This is a genomic window from Streptomyces sp. NPDC058812 (assembly GCF_042744565.1).
GTDB classification, from domain to species: Bacteria; Actinomycetota; Actinomycetes; order Streptomycetales; family Streptomycetaceae; genus Streptomyces; species Streptomyces thinghirensis.
Genome location: NZ_JBHYOB010000012.1, coordinates 107,024 through 125,892, shown reverse-complemented (window position 1 = coordinate 125,892; position 18,869 = coordinate 107,024). Strand labels below are relative to the sequence as shown.

Annotated in this window: 11 protein-coding genes; 2 read left to right on the top strand and 9 right to left on the bottom strand. The window is 71.5% G+C overall.

Annotated elements, in window-relative coordinates; all coding sequences use genetic code 11:
* Positions 1-99: 99 nt before the first annotated feature.
* The 5 genes from ffh to ACFW48_RS24580 all read right to left on the bottom strand — a co-directional run bounded on the left by ffh (position 100) and on the right by ACFW48_RS24580 (position 7,898).
* The gene (ffh, locus tag ACFW48_RS24600; protein WP_386318023.1) at positions 100-1,650 is read right to left on the bottom strand and encodes a signal recognition particle protein; all 1,551 of its coding nucleotides are present in this window, start codon (positions 1,648-1,650) and stop codon (positions 100-102) included.
* 220 nt (positions 1,651-1,870) lie between these two features.
* On the bottom strand, positions 1,871-4,351 hold the full coding sequence (locus tag ACFW48_RS24595) for a [protein-PII] uridylyltransferase (RefSeq protein ID WP_386317899.1): 2,481 nt from the start codon (positions 4,349-4,351) through the stop codon (positions 1,871-1,873).
* Positions 4,352-4,410: 59 nt separating this feature from the next.
* Complete coding sequence (locus ACFW48_RS24590) at positions 4,411-4,749, bottom strand: P-II family nitrogen regulator (protein WP_019328769.1); 339 nt, start codon at positions 4,747-4,749, stop codon at positions 4,411-4,413.
* A complete protein-coding gene (locus ACFW48_RS24585) occupies positions 4,746-6,092 on the bottom strand; it encodes an ammonium transporter (protein WP_386317897.1) in 1,347 nt (448 codons plus the stop codon). Before ACFW48_RS24585 ends, ACFW48_RS24590 begins: the two co-directional genes overlap by 4 nt.
* A 312-nt stretch (positions 6,093-6,404) precedes the next feature.
* Positions 6,405-7,898 carry a hypothetical protein gene (locus ACFW48_RS24580; RefSeq protein WP_386317895.1) on the bottom strand — a complete coding sequence of 498 codons (1,494 nt, stop codon included), beginning with the start codon at positions 7,896-7,898 and terminating at the stop codon, positions 6,405-6,407.
* Between the two features lie 445 nt (positions 7,899-8,343).
* Here ACFW48_RS24580 and ACFW48_RS24575 point away from each other — a divergent pair, with 445 nt between their 5' ends.
* Positions 8,344-9,015 carry a bifunctional DNA primase/polymerase gene (locus tag ACFW48_RS24575; protein WP_386317893.1) on the top strand — a complete coding sequence of 224 codons (672 nt, stop codon included), beginning with the start codon at positions 8,344-8,346 and terminating at the stop codon, positions 9,013-9,015.
* Positions 9,016-9,416: 401 nt separating this feature from the next.
* On the opposite strand, the gene ftsY is transcribed toward ACFW48_RS24575, so the two are convergent.
* A complete protein-coding gene (gene ftsY / locus ACFW48_RS24570) occupies positions 9,417-10,631 on the bottom strand; it encodes a signal recognition particle-docking protein FtsY (protein WP_386317891.1) in 1,215 nt (404 codons plus the stop codon).
* 175 nt (positions 10,632-10,806) lie between these two features.
* Here ftsY and ACFW48_RS24565 point away from each other — a divergent pair, with 175 nt between their 5' ends.
* Positions 10,807-12,261 (top strand): cytosine permease, encoded by a 1,455-nt coding sequence (locus tag ACFW48_RS24565; protein WP_386317889.1) that lies wholly within the window; start codon positions 10,807-10,809, stop codon positions 12,259-12,261.
* 621 nt (positions 12,262-12,882) lie between these two features.
* Here the strand turns inward: ACFW48_RS24565 and ACFW48_RS24560 are convergent.
* The 3 genes from ACFW48_RS24560 to ACFW48_RS24550 all read right to left on the bottom strand — a co-directional run bounded on the left by ACFW48_RS24560 (position 12,883) and on the right by ACFW48_RS24550 (position 18,519).
* Positions 12,883-14,301, bottom strand: coding sequence for a sugar porter family MFS transporter (locus ACFW48_RS24560; RefSeq protein WP_386317887.1), 1,419 nt, complete (start codon positions 14,299-14,301; stop codon positions 12,883-12,885).
* A gap of 191 nt (positions 14,302-14,492) precedes the next feature.
* Positions 14,493-18,047 carry a chromosome segregation protein SMC gene (gene smc, locus ACFW48_RS24555; RefSeq protein ID WP_386317885.1) on the bottom strand — a complete coding sequence of 1,185 codons (3,555 nt, stop codon included), beginning with the start codon at positions 18,045-18,047 and terminating at the stop codon, positions 14,493-14,495.
* Between the two features lie 259 nt (positions 18,048-18,306).
* A complete protein-coding gene (locus ACFW48_RS24550) occupies positions 18,307-18,519 on the bottom strand; it encodes a hypothetical protein (protein WP_030188592.1) in 213 nt (70 codons plus the stop codon).
* Between the last annotated feature and the right edge of the window lie 350 nt (positions 18,520-18,869).

The window sequence follows — 18,869 nt, the reverse complement described above, 5'->3', positions numbered from 1 at the left end:
GACAGGAAAGCCACCCGGGCATGTGCGTGTACGGCGCTGGGGGCGCCCCTGTGGTGGGGGACGCCCCCAGCGCCGTACAGCCCTACGAGCCGAGAACCGTCAGCCCATGAACTTCTTGAACTCGTCCGGCAGCTCGAAGTCCTGGCCGCCCTGCTGGGGCAGTCCGAAGGCGCCGCCGTTCTGCGCGGCCGCGGCGCGGCGGGCGGCCTCCTCCTGCTCCTGCTGCTTGCGCTTCATCGGGTTGCCGGAGCGCTGCTTGCCCTTGGCCTTCTTCTGCTGCTTCTTCTGCCGGCCGGGGCCGCCGCCCATGCCCGGGACGCCGGGCATACCGGGCATACCGCCGCCCTGCGCCATGCGGGACATCATCTTGCGGGCCTCGAAGAACCGCTCGACCAGGTTCTTCACGGCGCTGACGTCGACGCCGGAGCCCTTGGCGATACGGGCGCGGCGCGAGCCGTTGATGAGTGTCGGCTCCTGGCGCTCCGCCGGGGTCATCGACTTGATGATGGCGGCCGTGCGGTCGACGTCGCGCTCGTCGAGGTTGTTGATCTGGTCCTTCATCTGGCCCATGCCGGGAAGCATGCCGAGCAGCTTCGAAATCGAGCCCATTTTCCTGACCTGCTCCATCTGGGCCAGGAAGTCGTCCAGGGTGAAGTCCTGGCCCTTCTTGGACGCCAGCTTGGAGGCCATTTTCTCGGCCTCTTCCTGGCTGAACGTCTTCTCCGCCTGCTCGATCAGGGTGAGCAGGTCACCCATGTCGAGGATGCGGGAGGCCATCCGGTCAGGGTGGAAGGCGTCGAAGTCCTCGAGCTTCTCGCCGTTCGACGCGAACATGATCGGCTTGCCGGTCACCGAGGCGATCGACAGGGCCGCACCACCACGGGCGTCGCCGTCCAGCTTGGACAGGACCACGCCGTCGAAGCCCACGCCGTCGCGGAAGGCCTCGGCGGTGTTGACCGCGTCCTGACCGATCATCGCGTCGACGACGAAGAGGATCTCATCGGGGCGGACCGCGTCGCGGATGTCCGCGGCCTGCTGCATCAGCTCCTGGTCGATGCCCAGGCGGCCGGCGGTGTCGACGATGACCAGGTCGTGGACCTTGGACTTGGCGAACTCGATGGAGTCCTTGGCGACCTTCACCGGGTCGCCGACGCCGTTGCCCGGCTCGGGGGCGTAGACCGCGACGCCGGCGCGCTCGGCGACGACGCTCAGCTGGTTGACGGCGTTGGGGCGCTGGAGGTCACAGGCGACCAGGAGCGGCGAGTGGCCCTGCTCCTTGAGCCACCGGCCCAGCTTGCCCGCGAGGGTGGTCTTACCGGCACCCTGCAGACCGGCCAGCATGATCACGGTCGGGGGCTGCTTGGCGAAGCGCAGGCGGCGGGTCTCACCGCCGAGAATGCCGACCAGTTCCTCGTTGACGATCTTGAGGACCTGCTGGGCGGGGTTGAGCGCCTTGGAGACCTCGGCGCCCAGGGAGCGTTCCTTGACCTTCTTGATGAAGGCACGCACGACGGGCAGGGCCACGTCGGCTTCGAGGAGCGCGATGCGGATCTCGCGGGCCGTGGCGTCGATGTCCGCCTCGGTCAGCCGTCCTTTGCCCCGGAGGGATTTGAAGGTGGCTGACAGGCGGTCGGAGAGAGTATCGAACACGGCGGCGTAGGTCCTCGCGTCGGCGTTGGTGTGGGTCGCCTCCCAGGGTATCCGGCCCCGCAAGCAAATCGTCCCTGACCGCTGCAGAGAGCGGGCAGGGACTGGAATCCCCGCATGCGCGGGGAGCACAGCATCCCGAGCAGCTTGCACATGCTGCCCATCGGACCATCCCCGCATCGGCGGAGAGCACATCCGGTAAACGCACGAACCGACCATAAGGTCACGCCCGTAGCAACTCCTCCAGCTCTCGGGCCACGGACACCGCCTCCTCCCCCGGCAACGGCGCACCCCCGCGACCCGTCACATAGAAGGCATCCACCGCGTTCGCCCCCAGCGTGCTGACATGCGCGCTCCGCACCCGCACCCCCGCCCCCTCCAGCGCCCGCCCGAGCCGGAACAGCAGGCCCGGCGCGTCCTGGGCGCGGACCTCGATCACCGTGGCCAGCCGCGACGCGGCCGGAGCGACCGTCACCCGGGGCGGGGGCGGCTCCACGCCCCGGCGCCGGGGGTAGGCGGCGTCCCGTTCGGCGAGCCGCCCGGCGATGTCCAGCGTGCCGTCCAGGGCTCGGACCAGGTCGGCGCGCAGTCGGGTGGCCTGGGGCAGGGAGCCGTACTCGGCGGCGACGCGCCAGTCCAGCAGCAGGACGGAGCCCTCAACGCCGTCCGGCAGCGGATGGGACCGCAGCTCGGCGGTGCGGACGGTCAGCCGGTGCATGGCCAGCACCCCGGCGACCGCGGGGAGCACGCCCGCCTGGTCCGGTACGGCGATCAGCAGCTCCACGCCGAGGGGCTCCGGGTCGGCGGCCCGCTCCAGGACTGCCGCATGTCTCGGGTCCGCGGCACTCTCCGGATCGGCCGGCGGTTCGGTCTGGGCGCGCAGTGCCAGTACCGGCCCGCCCGTGCGGAACGCCTCGACGGCGAGCCGTTCCTGCTCCGCGGTGGGCGCGGCGGCCTCGGGCTCCTCCAGCGGGTCCCCCGCCAGCACCGCCGAGACGCGCTTCACCAGGTCGGCGACGAGGGAAGCCCGCCAGGACGACCAGGCCGCCGGCCCGGTGGCCAGCGCGTCCGCCTCGGTCAGGGCGTGCAGCAGCTCCAGGGTGTGCTCCGTGCCGACCGCTTCGGCGACCGCGCGCACGGTGGCCGGGTCGTCGAGGTCGCGCCGGGTGGCCGTCTCGACGAGCAGCAGGTGGTGGCGTACGAGGGTGGCGATGACGCTCACGTCCGCGCGGTCGAAGCCGATGCGGGCGGCCACGTCCCGGGCGATGGTCTCACCGACCACGGAGTGGTCCCCCGGCCAGCCCTTGCCGATGTCGTGCAGCAGCGCGGCGACCAGGAGCAGGTCGGGCCGGTGGACGCGGCGGGTGAACCCGGAGGCGCGCACGGCGGTCTCGATCAGGTGCCGGTCGACGGTCCACAGGTGGACGGCGTTGCGCTGCGGGCGGCAGCGCACCCGCTCCCAGTCGGGCAGGAGCCGGGTGATCAGCTCCTCGGCTTCCAACGCCTCCCAGACGTCCACGGTGGGCCGGCCCGAGCCCAGCAGGGTCACCAGCTGCTCCCGTGCCTCGGCGGGCCAGGGCGCGGGCAGTGGGCGCACGGTGGCCGCGAGGCGCCGTACGGCGTGCAGGGAGAGCGGGAGCCCGGCCTGCGCCGCGGCGGCCGCGGCACGCAGCGGGAGCACGGGGTCGCGGTCGGGGCGCGCGGTGCGGGCGAGCACCACCTCGCCGTCCTGCTCGACGACGCCCTCGGCGAGCGGGGAGCGCTCGGCGACCTGTTTCCCGCCGCCCAGCATGGCGCGCAGCCTCGGTCGCACGGAGCGCGAGCGCAGTACGCGCCCCACCTCGCGCCAGGTGACGTCGCCTGCGTAGGAGATGACGCGGGCCGCCTCGTACACCTGCCGCAGCAGCGCGTCGGCGTCCAGCAGGCCCACCTCGGCCGCCACCTGGTCCTGCTCCTGCAACGCCAGCCGGTCGGTCGCCCGTCCCGTCGCCAGATGGAGCGCGTCGCGCACGTCGAGCAGCCGACGCCGGGCCTCGGCGAGGCCCTCGCGCGGGGCGTCGGCCAGCCAGGAGGCGGCTACGGCACGCAGGGCGGTGGCGTCGCGCAGGCCGCCCCGTGCCTCCTTGAGGTCGGGTTCCAGCAGGTATTGCAGCTCGCCCTGGCGTTCGGCCCGCTCGGCGCAGAGTTCCTGGAGTTCGGGGAGGCGCTTGGGGGCCTGGTTGCGCCAGTCGGCGAGGACCGCGGTGCGCAGCCCGGCGGTCAGTCCCAGGTCGCCGGCGAGATGCCGGGCGTCCAGGAGGCCGAGTTGGACTTTCAAATCCTCGCCCGCCGTCCTGCGGGCCTCCGCCGGCGTTCGCACGGAGTGGTCGAGGGCGAGACCGAGGTCCCAGACGGGGTACCAGAGGCGGTCGGCGAGGGCGGCGACCGCCTTGTCGTCGCCGCCGTCGTGCAGCAGGAGCAGGTCCAGGTCGCTGCGCGGGGACAACTCGCCGCGGCCGTAGCCGCCGACGGCGACCAGGGAGACCCCCCGGAGCGGGCCCGCGGCGGCGAAGAGGCCCGACAGCCACTCGTCCGTCAGTCCGGCGAGGGCGGCACGGCGCGGCGGCCCGGACCGCGCCCCCTCGGTGAGGAGGCGCAGCCGGGCCGCCGCGTAGCCGCCGGGTCCCGAGTCCTCTGCTTCTTTCGTCACGTCCGTACTCGTCACCCGGCGACTCCGTTCCGTTCTCGTGCCTCAGAGCTGCGACAGAGCTGCTTCGAAGCTGTTCAGAGCGCGTCGGGGCCGCGCTCGCCGGTCCGGACCCGTACGGCCGTGTCGACCGGAACCGACCAGACCTTGCCGTCACCGATCTTGCCGGTGCGGGCCGCCTTGACCACGACCTCGATGAGCTGCTCGGCGTCGTCGTCCTCGACCAGCACCTCGATGCGGATCTTGGGCACCAGGTCGACGGTGTACTCGGCGCCCCGGTAGACCTCGGTGTGGCCGCGCTGGCGGCCGTAGCCGCTCGCCTCGGTGACGGTCAGGCCGTGGACCCCGAAGGCCTGGAGGGCCTCCTTGATCTCGTCGAGCCGGTGCGGCTTGACGACGGCGGTGATGAGCTTCATGCGTCCACCTTCTTGCTCTGGGCCGACGCGGCCACGGAGGCGGCCGGCGTGGCGGTCGTCCGGGCGGCACCGCCGCCGGCGCCGCTGAAGTCGTATGCGGTCTCGGCGTGCTCGGCCTGGTCGATGCCGGCCACCTCGTCGTCCTCCGGCACGCGCATGCCGATCGTCTTGTGCAGGACGAAGGCGAGGATGGCGGAGACGACCAGGGAGTAGGCGAGAACCCCGAAGACACCGGCGCACTGCTTCCAGAACTGGTCCAGGCCACCGCCGTAGAACAGGCCCGCGACGTCGGACTGGCCCTTGCCGGTGGCGAAGAAGCCGACGAGGAGGGAGCCGAGGATGCCGCCGACCAGGTGCACGCCGACGACGTCGAGCGAGTCGTCGTAGCCGAACCGGTACTTCAGGCCGACCGCCATGGCGCACAGCACACCGGCGATGACGCCGACGGCGATCGCGCCCAGCGGGGAGACCGCGCCGCCCGCCGGGGTGATGGCGACCAGGCCGGAGACGGCGCCGGAGGCGGCGCCCAGCGTGGTGAAGGCGCCGTGGCGGATCTTCTCGTAGGCGAGCCAGCCGAGGACGGCGGCGCCGGTGGCGACCTGGGTGTTCACGAACATCAGGGCGCCGACGCCGTCGTCGTTGCCCAGCCACGAGCCGGCGTTGAAGCCGAACCAGCCGAACCACAGCAGGCCGGCGCCGAGCATGACCAGCGGCAGGCTGTGCGGGCGCATCGGGTCCTTCTTGAAGCCGACCCGCTTGCCGATGACGAGGATCACGCCGAGCGCGGCGGCACCGGCGTTGATGTGCACGGCGGTACCACCGGCGAAGTCGATGACCCCCAGCTCGAAGGCCCAGCCGCCGGCGCCCCACACCCAGTGGGCGACCGGGAAGTAGACGATCGTGGCCCACAGGGCGATGAACAGCGCCCAGGCCGTGAACTTCACCCGGTCCGCGAGGGCGCCGCTGATCAGGGCGGGCGTGAGCACCGCGAACATCAACTGGAAGACCAGGAAGACGAAGACCGGGATGGTGTAGCCGTCCCACAGCTCGGCCGGGCCGATGCCGCTGAGGCCGACCCAGTCGGAGTTCCAGCCGACGATGCCGCCGGTGTCCGTGCCGAACGCCATGGAGAAGCCGTACAGCACCCACAGGACGGTGACGATGCCGAGGCTGATGAAGCTCATCATCAGCATGTTCAGGGTGCTCTTGACGCGGACCATGCCTCCGTAGAAGAAGGCAAGGGCCGGGGTCATGAGCATCACCAGGGCGGAGCAGATGAGCATGAAGCCCGTGTTGGCGGCAGAGAGCTCCGTCTCTGCGGCGAGCGTGATGGCTGGAGCCATCGGCGTCTCCTCGTCGTTGGTACGGCCCCGTGCGGGCGAAGCCTGAGCGGAATGAGGGGTGGGCCGGTTATGCGCCATGAGATTGGCGCAGCGCGGTTTCGGTGGACGCCCCTCGTTGTTTCGCCGCCGTGACGAAGACGCTGTGCGTGTTACGCGTCGGTGAACTGCCGGATGCGGGGCCGGGCGGTCGTTATCGTGGCGCAACGTCCCGACCGGGACACGAACCGGCCGCGGCGGCCTCCGAGTGACCTGGCATGGGGGAGCCGAGTCGGGCAGTTCGGGAGGGCCGGCCGCGGCCGGGGCTGGTGGGTTTCAGACCGCTTCGGCGGTCTCCGGCAACTCGACGGCGAGCCGCTCGGTGAGGTCGACGATCTCACCGAGGTCGCCGAAATCGCGTACGGCCGTGTCGACGGTCTTGCGGATGCGGGTGTTGACGCGTTCGGAGCGGACCTTCTTGGCGATGCGCATGGCCTCGACGGCCAGGCCGGTGCTCTGCTCGGGCTCGCGGCGCAGCAGGTGCACGGTGGCCATGCCGATCAGGTTCAACGCGTACGACCGCTGGTGCTCGTCGTCCTTGGCGAACAGCTCCACCGCGCGGCGCATCAGCGGCTCGGCCAGCGAGGCGTAGGCGGGGCTGCGGCCGGCGACGTAGGCGAGGTCGCGGAAGGAGTGGCTGTTCTCCCCGTACAGCTCGGCCGCGGAGAAGAAGCGGATCCAGTCGGGGTCCGGCTCGTCCCACTCGTCGGCCTCGGCGAAGGTGTCCTCGGCCATGCGCACCGCCCGCTTGCAGCGGCCGGGCTGCCCCATGTTGGCGTAGGCGCGGGCCTCCATCGCATACAGCATCGACTGGGTGCGGGGGCTCGCGCAGTCCCGGCTGCCGTACTGCGCGAGGTGGATCAGCTCCAGGGCGTCGTCGGGCCGGCCGAGGTGGATCATCTGGCGGCTCATGCTGGAGAGGATGTACGAGCCGAGCGGCCGGTCTCCGGCCTCCTTGGCGGCGTGCAGGGCGAGGACGAAGTACTTCTGCGCGGTGGGCTGGAGCCCGACGTCGTACGACATCCAGCCGGCCAGCTCGGCGAGTTCGGCGGCGACCTTGAACAGCTTGGACCGGGTGGCCTCCGTCTGGGGTTCCTGCAGCAGGTCGGTCACCTCGTGCAGCTGGCCGACCACCGCCTTGCGGCGCAGGCCGCCGCCGCACTGGGCGTCCCAGCGGCGGAACATCACGGCGGTCGACTCGAGCAGGTCCAGCTCCGGCCGGGACAGGCGCCCACGCGCGCGGGAGGCGGGCGCGGGCTCGCGTCCGGCGGGGGTGGCCGACGGCGAGGGGACGAGCCAGCGCTGCATGGGCTCGATGAGGGACGGGCCCGCGGAGAGGGCCAGTGAGCTCCCGAGGAAGCCGCGCCGCGCCAGCATCAGGTCGCTGCGCGAGAACTCGCTGAGCAGGGCCACGGTCTGCGGGCCCGTCCAGGGCAGGTCGACGCCGGTCGCGGAGGGCGTCGGGCGGGTGGAGCGCAGGCCCAGGTCCTCGACGGAGACGACGACACCGAAGCGCTCGGAGAACAGCTCGGACAGGATCCGCGGGATCGGCTCGCGCGGATTCTCGCCGTCGAGCCAACGGCGCACTCGTGAGGTGTCCGTGGAGATGTGGTTGGCGCCCAACTGGCGGGCCCGGCGGTTGACCTGGCGGGCCAGCTCTCCCTTGGACCAGCCGCTGCGGGCGAACCATGAGGTGAGCAGCTCGTTGGGGCGCTTGTCAGCGGGCGACGCGCTTCCCGCGCTCGTACCGCTTCCGCCGTTGCCGCTCACTGGAACGCCCCCATCCCTGAGACCACCTGTCGCCGAGTGCGCCAAGCCCTATCAGAATGCCGGTGGTTGGGGCCCTCCGTCCGGTGGTTGCCACCCTTCGAACGGAAAGCCGAGTTGCCTCCGGCATACCCACAAGTGCATGTGCCCCACGGCTCCATGCACACAAAGTAATCCTACGATCACCCGTCCAGCCATGGCGATTGCAGAATCGCCACCATTCGCCACCCCTTCGGATGAACTCCCAGTGGCCTGCACGCGATTCACTTGACATAGGCCAACCGGGAGTCGGTGCAACGGTGCACACCGGGGCGTGCGCGGGCGAACACACCACCCGGAGTGCTTCCGGACGCTGTCTGAACCGCGCCGGACTGGGGAGTTGGAAGCAGAGAGTCACGTTTCACGTCCGCTGCGTAACCGCCGCTGCGTCGAACCCGTTGGAGGGGGCATGGGCTTCACGATCGGCATCGGCAGCACTCGGGGCATGCGCGACATCCGGCCCGGCGCGCGCCGCCGCGGTCGAGCGTCGGAGTGCACCGCCGTGGCCGAGTTCACCGGACTGTGGGGCTGGGCCGTGGTGCCGGGGGCGCGGGCCGCCGCCGGCGCCTGCTCGTGCGGCCTGCGCGACTGCCCCGCGCCGGGTGCCCATCCGCTGGACTTCGCGCCGGAGGTGCCCGCCGGGGCGACCCTGGACGAGGCGAGCGAGGCCTGGGCCGAGTTCCCGGGCGCCGCGGTCATGCTGCCGGTCGGTCGGACCTTCGACGTGATCGAGGTGGCCGAGCCCGCCGGACTGCGGGCGCTGGCCCGGCTGGAGCGCATGGGCCTCCCGCTCGGCCCGGTCGCGGCGACCCCGCAGGGCCGCGTCCACTTCTTCGTCGCCCCGGGCGCCGCCGTCGAGCTGCCCCGGCTGCTCTACCGCATGGGCTGGGACGACCCGTCCGCCCTGGACCTGCGCGGGCTGGGCCCCGGTTCGCACGTCACCGCCCCGCCCTCCGACCGCGGCGGCCTCGGCCCGGTGCGCTGGCTGCGTCCGCCGGCCCTCGACTCGGCGACCAACCCGCCGGCGGCCCGGCTGCTGCTGGGGACACTGGCGTACGTCGCCCATCGGTCGCGGGCGTAGACCTCCGGCGGCCGGGAGGGCACGCGGTCTCTCCCTCCCCGTACGCCCCTGTTCCTCACGCACACGCACCACACCTGCCGCGCCCGGCCTACCTGCCCTGCTCGCGACCACACCAGCGCGCCCGCCAACCAGCGCCCCGCCCACCACGCCAGCACGCCCACCACCCAGCGCCCCACGCGCCACGCCAGCGCGCCCACCACCCGGCGCCCCGCGCCTTGGCGCACACCGGACGCGGCAGTCCACACCACCGCCGCCCGGCGCGCGCCTCCCGCCTCCCGCAACCCACAACCCACAACCCACACACAGCGAAGCGCCCGCCCCCCATCGAGGGTGGCGGGCGCTTCTCCGCGCGCGGGCGCGTGTCCTGGGACGCGCGCACCGGAGTCCGGCAGGCGGCAGCGTCACTCGCCGATGAGGGCATCCACGAACGCCGCCGGCTCGAACGGCGCCAGGTCGTCCGCGCCCTCGCCGAGCCCGATCAGCTTGACCGGCACGCCCAGCTCGCGCTGCACGGCGACCACGATGCCGCCCTTGGCCGTGCCGTCGAGCTTGGTGAGCACGATGCCGGTGATGTCGACGACCTCGGCGAAGACCCGGGCCTGGATCAGGCCGTTCTGGCCGGTGGTGGCGTCGAGCACGAGCAGCACCTCGTCCAGCGGCGCGTGCTTCTCCACGACGCGCTTGACCTTGCCGAGCTCGTCCATGAGGCCGGTCTTGGTGTGCAGGCGGCCGGCGGTGTCGATGAGCACGACGTCCGAGCCCATCTCCTTGCCCTCCTTGACCGCGTCGAAGGCGACGGAGGCCGGGTCGCCGCCCTCCGGGCCGCGCACGGTGTGGGCGCCGACCCGCTCGCCCCAGGTCTGCAGCTGGTCGGCGGCGGCCGCACGGAAGGTGTCGGCGGCGCCGAGGACGACACTGCGGCCGTCGGCGACCAGGACGCGGGCGAGCTTGCCGGTCGTGGTGGTCTTGCCGGTGCCGTTGACCCCGACGACCATCACGATGCCGGGCTTGGTGTTCGCCGGCTCGGTCTTGACCTCGCGGTCCATGTCGGGGCCGACCAGGGTGATCAGCTCCTCGCGCAACAGGGTGCGCAGTTCGTCGGGCGTGCGGGTGCCGAGCACCTTCACGCGCTCGCGCAGCCGCTCGACCAGCTCCTGGGTGGGCTGCACGCCGACGTCGGCGGTGAGCAGCGTGTCCTCGATCTCCTCCCAGGTGTCCTCGTCGAGGTGCTCCCGGGAGAGCAGGGTGAGCAGGCCCTTGCCGAGGGCGTTCTGCGAGCGGGAGAGGCGGGCACGGAGCCGGACCAGACGGCCGGCGGTGGGCTCGGGAACCTCGATCTGCGGGATCTCGAGCTCTTCGACGACGGGCGGCTCCTCGACGGTGGCGGGAGCGGTGCCGCCGTCCGGGAGGTCGACCTCCTCTATCGTCCGGCGCGTTTCGTCGCGCGGCGTCTCGGCCTCGTCGCCGACGTGCGGCTCGGCCGGAGGGGCGGTGATGTCGGGGGTGGCGGGGGGCGGCGGAGGCAGCTGCTTCTTACGGCGACTGCCGATGACCAGCCCGCCGAGCGCGCCGATCACGACCACGGCGATGACTACAGCAAGGATGACGATTTCCATAACCCGTCCAGTATCAGCCATGGGCTCCGAGGGCACCCCCCTTGTGCCTTTCTCCAAAGGACAAAGGCCCCTGGAAGGAAGGAGTCGGATCAAAGTACGATGGAAGAGGCCACGTCAACGCGCGTAGAGTCCCGTCAACCCCTCTTCTCCCACGATCGAGGCACGGACCCCCCACATGAGCAAGACCGCCGAGACCGAAGGCGCCCTGGAAACACGTGGCATCGAGCAGGTGCCCGACCATGAGCGCACCGCCCGGACCCGCGAGCTTTTCCCGACCTGGGTCGGCGCCAACATCAGCGTGCTGCTGCTCACGATGGGCGCGAGCCTCGTCGTGGCGTACCAGCTGAACTTCTGGCAGGCGCTCGTCGTCGCGGCCGCCGCGCCGGTCCTGTCCTACGGCCTGGTCGGGCTGATCGGCATCGCCGGCAAGCGCGGTGGCGCACCCGGAATGGCGCTGTCCCGGGCGGTCTTCGGGCAGCGGGGCAATCTGCTGCCGGGTTCGCTGATCTGGATCGCCCGCTGGGGCTGGGAGACGATCAACGCGGTGACCGGCGCCTACGCCCTGCTCACCGTGCTGGACATCGTGTTCGGCATCCGGGCCAACAGCGTGCTGGACATGGCCACGCTGCTCGCCTTCGTCGTGGCGACCTTCGCGATCTCCGGGCTGGGCATCAACGCCGTACAGAAGTGCAACAAGTACGCGGCCTACCTCTTCGCCGCCTTCTCGGTACTGGTCCTCGGCTACCTGGTCGTCGACACCGACTGGTCCGCGGTGTTCGACCGGTCCGCCGGTTCGGTCGCCGCGATGATCACCGGCGTCGGCCTGATCGCGGCCGGGGGCGTCAGCTGGATCCCGTCCGCCCCGGACTTCACCCGGTACCTGCCGCGCACGGCCTCCTCCAAGGGGATCGTGGGCGTGACGATCGGCGGCGCCGGCATCGTCGTCCTGCCCATGGTCCTGATGGGCATGGTCATGGCCGTCTCCACACCGGACCTGGCCTCGGCCTCCGACCCGGTCTCCTTCCTCGGCGAGATCCTGCCGACCTGGATCGCGGTGCCGTACCTGCTGATCGCACTGATCGGCATGCTCCTGATCAACTCGATGTCGATGTACTCGGCCGGTTTCACCGCGCAGACCCTGGGCTTCAAGGTCCCGCGGCACTGGGCGGTCTCGGTCAACGCCGTGATCTCGCTGATCTTCGGCGGTGTGCTGATGCTGGTGGCGACCAGCTTCATGGGCTCCTTCATCGCCTTCCTGTCGCTGCTCGCGGTCGCCTTCTCCGCCTGGGTCGGCGTCTTCGGCGCGGACATGCTGCGCCGCAAGGAGTACGACGGCGACGCCCTCGCCGACACCGGCCGCACCAGCGCCTACTGGTACCGCGGCGGCTTCTCCCCCGCCGCCGTCGCCGCCTGGGCGGTGGGTCTTATCGCCGGTCTGATGTTCACCACGTCCGACTGGTTCACCGGCCCCCTCGCCGCGAACAACGTCATCGGCGAGTACGGCCTCGGCTGGGTCGCCACGGTCGTCATCTCCGGCCTGCTGTACGTCGTACTGCCGAAGCCGGCGGTGGTCGTCCCGGCGACGGCACCGGCCGAGCGGGCGGAGCAGTCCGAATCCGTGACCGTCTGACCCTGCGCCACCCTGTCGCCCCTTCCCGGGCCGAGCCTCTCCGAGGCCGGCGGGAGGGGGCGACGCGCGTGCGGCACCCGCAGCGGGGCGCCCCGCTGCCGCCGGCCCCGGAGAGGCTCGGCGGGAGCGGGTCCGCCCCGCACTGGGGGTGCCTGCGGTTCGGCCCGCACCGGGGCGCGCCCGCCTGCGGCCCTCAGCCTGCCGAAGCCCGCTGGTGAAAGTCCTCGCCCGGGAGCCGGACGGTCCGGGGCGCCTGAGACAGGCGGCGGAGTCCTCATCCGGTACGCCGTCCGGGCCTAGCTAGGGCCTGTCGTTTGGATCTTGCCGGCGTCGCGGGGTGTGGCACGCGCGTCCGCGGCGTTGTCGTCGGTTGCCAGGGCTCCGCCCTGCCGCCCTCCCCCGCCTTGCGGCCGCACGCACCACGCCCCGCTCGGGTGGGCCGAGAGGCGCAGTCTCTCTCAGCCGACCTGATCCGAACGCCAGGCCCTAGCTAGGCCGGGGCACGGACGTACGACACCGCCGCCCCCGGTCCGGGTGGTGACCCGGGCCGGGGGCGGCGGACGGTACGAGGAGAGGGGCAGCGGGGACTTGGCCCTTCTCCCCGGGTTCGGGGGCGGGCGGTCAGCCCATCTCCTCCAGGGCCTTGCCCTTCGTCTCCTTCACGAACTTCAGGACGAAGGGGATGGAGAGCGCGGCGAAGATCGTGTAGATCACGTAGGTGCCGGAGAGGTTCCACTCGGCCAGCGACGGGAAGCTCGCGGTGATGGCCCAGTTGGCGATCCACTGCGCGGCGGCGGCCACACCCAGCGCGGCGGCGCGCAGCCGGTTCGGGAACATCTCGCCGAGGAAGACCCAGACGACGACACCCCAGGACAGGGCGAAGAAGAGCACGAACAGGTGGGCGGCGATCAGGGCGACCCAGCCCTGGGTGGCCGGGAGCTTGCCGTCGACCAGGTCGAAGGAGAAGGCCCAGGCCTCCAGCGCCAGGCCGATCACCATGCCGACCGAGCCGATGAGGGCGAGCGGCTTGCGCCCGATGCGGTCCACGAAGATCATCGCGATCACGGTGCCGACGATGTTGATGATCGACGTCGTGAACGAGTAGAAGAACGACTGCGTCGGGTCGACGCCGACCGACTGCCACAGCGTCGAGGAGTAGTAGAAGGCGACGTTGATGCCGACGAACTGCTGGAAGACCGACAGGCCGATACCGATCCAGACGATCGGCTTGAAGAAGAAGCTGCCGCCGAGCAGGTCCTTGAAGGAGGACTTCTCCTCGCGGTGCATCGCGTGCTCGATCTCGGCGACGCGGGCGTCGAAGTCCACGTCCTTGCCCTCGACCTCTTCGAGGATCTGCTTGGCGCGCTCGTGCTTGCCGACGGAGACCAGGAAGCGCGGGGACTCCGGGATGGCGAAGGAGAGCAGGCCGTAGAGGATCGCCGGGATGACCATGACGCCGAGCATGACCTGCCAGGCCTCCAAGCCCATCAGCTCACCGCGCTGGTCGCCGCCGGCGGCGTTCAGCAGACCCCAGTTGACCAACTGCGACACGGCGATGCCGATGACGATCGCGGCCTGCTGGAAGGAGCCGAGCCGGCCTCGGTAGGCGGGCGGGGAGACCTCGGCGATGTAGGCGGGGCCGATCACCGAGGCCATGCCGATGGCGAAGCCGCCGATGACGCGCCACATGGCGAGGTCCCACAGCGCGAAGGGCAGTGCGGAGCCGATGGCGCTGACGGTGAAGAGGACGGCCGCGATCTGCATGCAGCGGATGCGGCCGATGCGGTCGGCGATGCGACCGGCGGTCGCGGCGCCGATGGCACAGCCGATCAGTGCGACGGCGATGACCTGGGCCAGCACCGCGGAGCCGACGTCGTAGCGGTCGCGGATGGCCTCGACGGCGCCGTTGATCACGGAACTGTCGTAGCCGAACAGGAAACCGCCCATCGCGGCCGCCGCCGCGATGAAGATGACGTGCCCGAGATGCTCGGGGTGAGCCGTCCTGGCTCCTGATGTGGATGCCTGCGATGTGCTGGCCACGTGTACTCCTCGGGCTACCGGCAACGCTGCCGGGGTGGTTCGCCTTCGAGGTGCCATTGAAGGGACCTGAAGGTAAAAGCAACGTTGCAGAGACTATGCCTTCAAGTTTCGAAGTCAATAGGGCGAGAGCTGTGAGTTTGAGGACGTAAAAGAGGGATACTCGTTCAAGAGTTGAAATTAGCGGGCCGGAACTAGCGCAACCGCTGGCTGATGACCTTCGACACACCGTCGCCCTGCATGGACACGCCGTACAGCGCGTCGGCGACCTCCATCGTGCGCTTCTGGTGTGTGATGACGATCAGCTGTGAGGCCTCCTGCAGCTCCTGCATGATCCGGATCAGCCGCTGCAGGTTCGTGTCGTCGAGCGCCGCCTCGACCTCGTCCATGACGTAGAACGGGCTAGGCCGCGCCTTGAAGATCGACACCAGCATCGCCACGGCGGTCAGTGAGCGTTCCCCGCCCGAGAGCAGCGACAGCCGCTTGACCTTCTTGCCCGGCGGCCGGGCCTCGACGTCCACCCCTGTGGTGAGCATGTTGTCGGGGTCGGTCAGGATCAGCCGCCCCTCACCACCCGGGAACAGCCTGCTGAAGACGCCCTCGAACTCCCGGGCGGTGTCCCGGAAGGCCTCGGTGAAGACCTGCTCGACGCGCTCGTCGACCTCCTTGACGACCTGGAGCAGGTCGGCGCGGGTCTTCCTCAGGTCCTCCAGCTGCTCACTGAGGAACTGGTGCCGCTCCTCCAGCGCCGCGAACTCCTCAAGGGCCAGCGGGTTGACCTTGCCGAGCTGCTGGTAGGCACGTTCGGCGGCCCTCAGCCGCTTCTCCTGCTCGGCGCGTACGAAGGGCCGGGGAAGGTTGCGCGGGTGCTCGGGATCGTCCGGGAGCTCCTCGCCCTCGGCGGGGGGCGAGGGCGGCACCTCTTGATGGGGGCCGTACTCGGCCGCGAGCCCCACCGGTTCCACACCGAGTTCCTCCAGCGCCTTGGTCTCCAGCTGCTCGATGCGCAGCCGTTTCTCGGCGCCGAGTACCTCGCCCCGGTGGACTGAATCCGTCAACTTGTCCAGCTCCGCCTTGAGGTCGCGCCCGGCGGTGCGCGCGGCGGTCAGCTCCTGCTCGCGCCGTGCCTTGGCGGCCTCGGCGGCGGTGCGCTCCTCGTCGGCGCGGGTCAGGGAGACCTCGACGTGCGCGAGCAGTTGCCGGGCACCGGCGGCCACGGCCTCGGCGACGGCCGCCTCGTGCCGCAGCCGGGCCCGCCGCTGTTCGGCACGCGCGCGTGCCTCGCGTTCCGCGCGGGCGGCCCGGTCCAGGGAGTCGGCCCGGCCGGCCAGCCCCTTGACCCGTTCCTCGTGGGTACGGGCCTGGAGGCGGGCCTCCATCTCGGTCTGGCGGGCGTTGGCGCCGTCGGCGGCGAGCCGGTCGCGCACGGAGGTATCGGGCTCCTCCTCGACCGGCATCTCCTCGGCGACCGCCAGCCGCTCGGCCAGCTCCTCTACGTCCATCAGCGCCTTGTCCAGCGCCTCCTGCGCCCGGGCCGCCGCCGCGGCGGACCGCTCGGCCTCTCCTGCGGCGCCCCGCGCCTGACCCGCCAGCCGGCCCAGCTGCTGGGCGACGGCCGACTTCTCCCGGTCGGCTGCCCGGCGCCGCTCCCCCAGTTCCTCCACCAGCGCGGCACACTCCCGGCGCCGCTCGACGGCCGCGTCCTGCGCCTCGGCGAGTTCCTCGCACCGCACGCCCAGCTCCTCCAGCTCGGCGGCGGCCTGGTCCACGGACGCCTGCACCTCCAGCAGGCTGGGCGCCCCGGCGGACCCGCCCTGCGCGAAGTGCGCGCCCAGCAGGTCGCCCTCGGCGGTGACGGCGGTCAGCCCGGGCCGGGCGTAGACGAGGTCCTCGGCGTCCTCCAGGGTGGCGACGACGACGATCCCGCGCAGCAGCCGCCGCACGGCGGGCATCAGGTCGGCGGGACCGCGGACGAGGTCGGCGGCGTACGGCGGCCCTTCGCTGCGCGGGTCCTCCGCTACGTCGTCGGGGGCGCCGGCGAGCAGCAGGGCGGCCCGTCCGGCGTCCTGCTTGCGCAGCAGGCGGATGGCGTCGGCGGCGGCCGCGGGGGACGTCACCGCGAGGGCGTCGGCGGCGGCGCCGAAGGCGGTGGCCAGGGCGACTTCGTGGCCGGGTGACACAGTGAGGAGCCCGGCGGCCGGGCCGAGCAGGCCGGTGAGCCGGTCCTTCGCGGCGAGCAGCGCGCCGGTTCCGTCCTTGCGGCGCAGTCCGAGCGCGAGGGCCTCGTGGCGGGCCTGTGTGGCGGCTCGCGCGCGTTCCGTCGCGGTGGCCGCCTCGCGGGCGGTACTCAGGGCGGCCTCCGCCTCGGCCAGCTGCCGCTTGGCGGCCTCGTGGCGCTCGCCCAGCTCCTGGTCGCCCGCGTCCAGCCCGTCGACCTCCGCCTGGAGCGCCTCGTACTCCTCCTGGGCGGCGGCGGCCCGCTCCTGGGACTCGTCCCGGGCCTCGGCGAGGCGCTCGATCTCGGCCTGGGCCGAGGCGGCGCGGGAGCGGGCGGTGCCGACCTGGCCGCTGAGCCGGGCCAGGCCCTCACGGCGGTCGGCGATGGCGCGGGCGGCGTCCTTGAGGCGGCGCTCCTCCAGGGCCAGTTCGCGTTCGAGGTCGGCGCGGTGGGCGACCGTGTCCTCCAGAGCGTGCTCGGCCGCCTCCAGGGCCGCTTCGAGTTCGGCCTCCTGTTCGCGGACGCGGGCGGCCTCGCGCTCCAGCTCCTCCGGGTCCCGGCCGCGCCGCTCCTCGGGCGGCGTGGAGGTGGCGCTCTTCACGCGCGCGTCGGCCAGCGAGATCGTGCCGCGCACCCGTTCGGCGAGCTGGGACAGCTCGTACCAGGTCTGCTGGGCGCGCTGGAGGCGCGGGGCGAGCCTGCGCACCTCGTCCTCCAGGTCCGCCTCGCGGCGCAGCGCCCGGCCCAGCTCCCGCTCGGCGGCTTCCTTGCGCTCCTTGAGCGCGGCCTCGTCGGCGATCTCGGCTTGGAGTGCCTCGCGCAGCCGTACGAGGTCGTCGGCGAGGAGCCTCAGCCGCGCGTCCCGGAGGTCGGCCTGGATGACGGCGGCCCGGCGCGCCACCGCCGCCTGCCGGCCCAGCGGCTTCAGCTGGCGCCGCAGTTCGTCGGTGAGGTCCTGCACGCGTGCGAGGTTGGCCTGCATCGCGTCCAGTTTCCGGAGCGCCTTCTCCTTGCGCTTGCGGTGCTTGAGGACGCCGGCGGCCTCCTCGATGAAGGCGCGGCGGCCCATCGGGTCGGCGTGCAGGACGGAGTCGAGCTGGCCCTGACCGACGATGACGTGCATCTCGCGGCCGATGCCGGAGTCGGAGAGCAGTTCCTGGATGTCGAGGAGGCGGCAGGTGTCGCCGTTGATCTGGTACTCGCTGCCGCCGTTGCGGAACATGATCCGCGTGATGGTGACCTCGGCGTACTCGATGGGCAGGGCCCCGTCGGAGTTGTCGATGGTCAGCGACACCTCGGCCCGGCCGAGCGGCGGGCGGCCGGTGGTGCCGGCGAAGATGACGTCCTCCATCTTGCCGCCGCGCAGCGTCTTGGCGCCCTGTTCGCCCATGACCCAGCTGAGCGCGTCGACGACGTTGGACTTGCCCGAACCGTTCGGACCGACGACGCAGGTGATGCCCGGCTCGAACCGGAGCGTGGTCGCCGAGGCGAACGACTTGAACCCGCGGAGGGTCAGGGCCTTCAGGTGCACGCCGTCGGACTCTACCTTTCACGGGTGTCTCACTCCATGAACCGGTGAACCACCGCGGTTTCACCGGTGAACGTGCAGGGCACATCAGACGTTGAAGAGGGTGAAAGGATGCGCGGGGGAGGACCGGGCGGGCCGGACGGCGAAGACGGGGGCGGGAAAGAAAGAAGGGACGCCGAAGCGTCCCTTGCAGACTCTGACACCTGAGCGGTTGTACGGACGGGCCCAACCACTGCCGTGCCGTGATGGAGCGATGCAGTGATCAGGTGAGCGCAGGCTCCGCCTGGTGTGCGTCAACGCTCTCCATGCTCTCCATGATCCTGTCGTGAGAAGCGGCAGCCGCCAACGCGTCCTTCTCCGCCTGGATCCGTCCGAGCTCGGATTCCAGGTCCTGGACGCGCTGCTGGAGCCGTCGCATCTCGGCGAGGAGTCGAGGATCGGAGCCGCCGACGTAACCGAGAAGCGCCTTTGCCATGATGGATGGTCCTCCACAATGAGTGACCGACCGAAGCGGTGTGGGTCGTGTAGGGATCGCACCCGCGGTGCTTGGCACTTTGGAGTTTTTCCTGCCGTTCAACCATGCCAAACAGCTAAGGTGCGCGGGGCTTTCAGCGTCTCACCAAAAAGTTTGACGGTCAACACGATCACGCCCCGTATCGACGGGGACCCGGGGGCACACGGCCTGGAAGCGGCGACGCGGCGACTCCTGCGGGCCCCTGGGGGCGTGGCGATCATCCTGCGTGCGGAGCCTGCCACGACACGTCGTTCTTGGCAACCACCTGCCCGTTTCCACTGCGGACACCTGTCCCCGGACGGTCGTACCGG

What these genes read in the sequence shown, in the direction of transcription:
- ACFW48_RS24590 (WP_019328769.1), bottom strand. Translation starts at nt 4,749, where the DNA reads ATGAAGCTCATCACCGCCGTCGTCAAGCCGCACCGGCTCGACGAGATC.
- ftsY (WP_386317891.1), bottom strand. Translation starts at nt 10,631, where the DNA reads ATGGAAATCGTCATCCTTGCTGTAGTCATCGCCGTGGTCGTGATCGGC.
- ACFW48_RS24585 (WP_386317897.1), bottom strand. Translation starts at nt 6,092, where the DNA reads ATGGCTCCAGCCATCACGCTCGCCGCAGAGACGGAGCTCTCTGCCGCC.
- ACFW48_RS24550 (WP_030188592.1), bottom strand. Translation starts at nt 18,519, where the DNA reads ATGGCAAAGGCGCTTCTCGGTTACGTCGGCGGCTCCGATCCTCGACTC.
- ACFW48_RS24575 (WP_386317893.1), top strand. Translation starts at nt 8,344, where the DNA reads ATGGGCTTCACGATCGGCATCGGCAGCACTCGGGGCATGCGCGACATC.
- ACFW48_RS24565 (WP_386317889.1), top strand. Translation starts at nt 10,807, where the DNA reads ATGAGCAAGACCGCCGAGACCGAAGGCGCCCTGGAAACACGTGGCATC.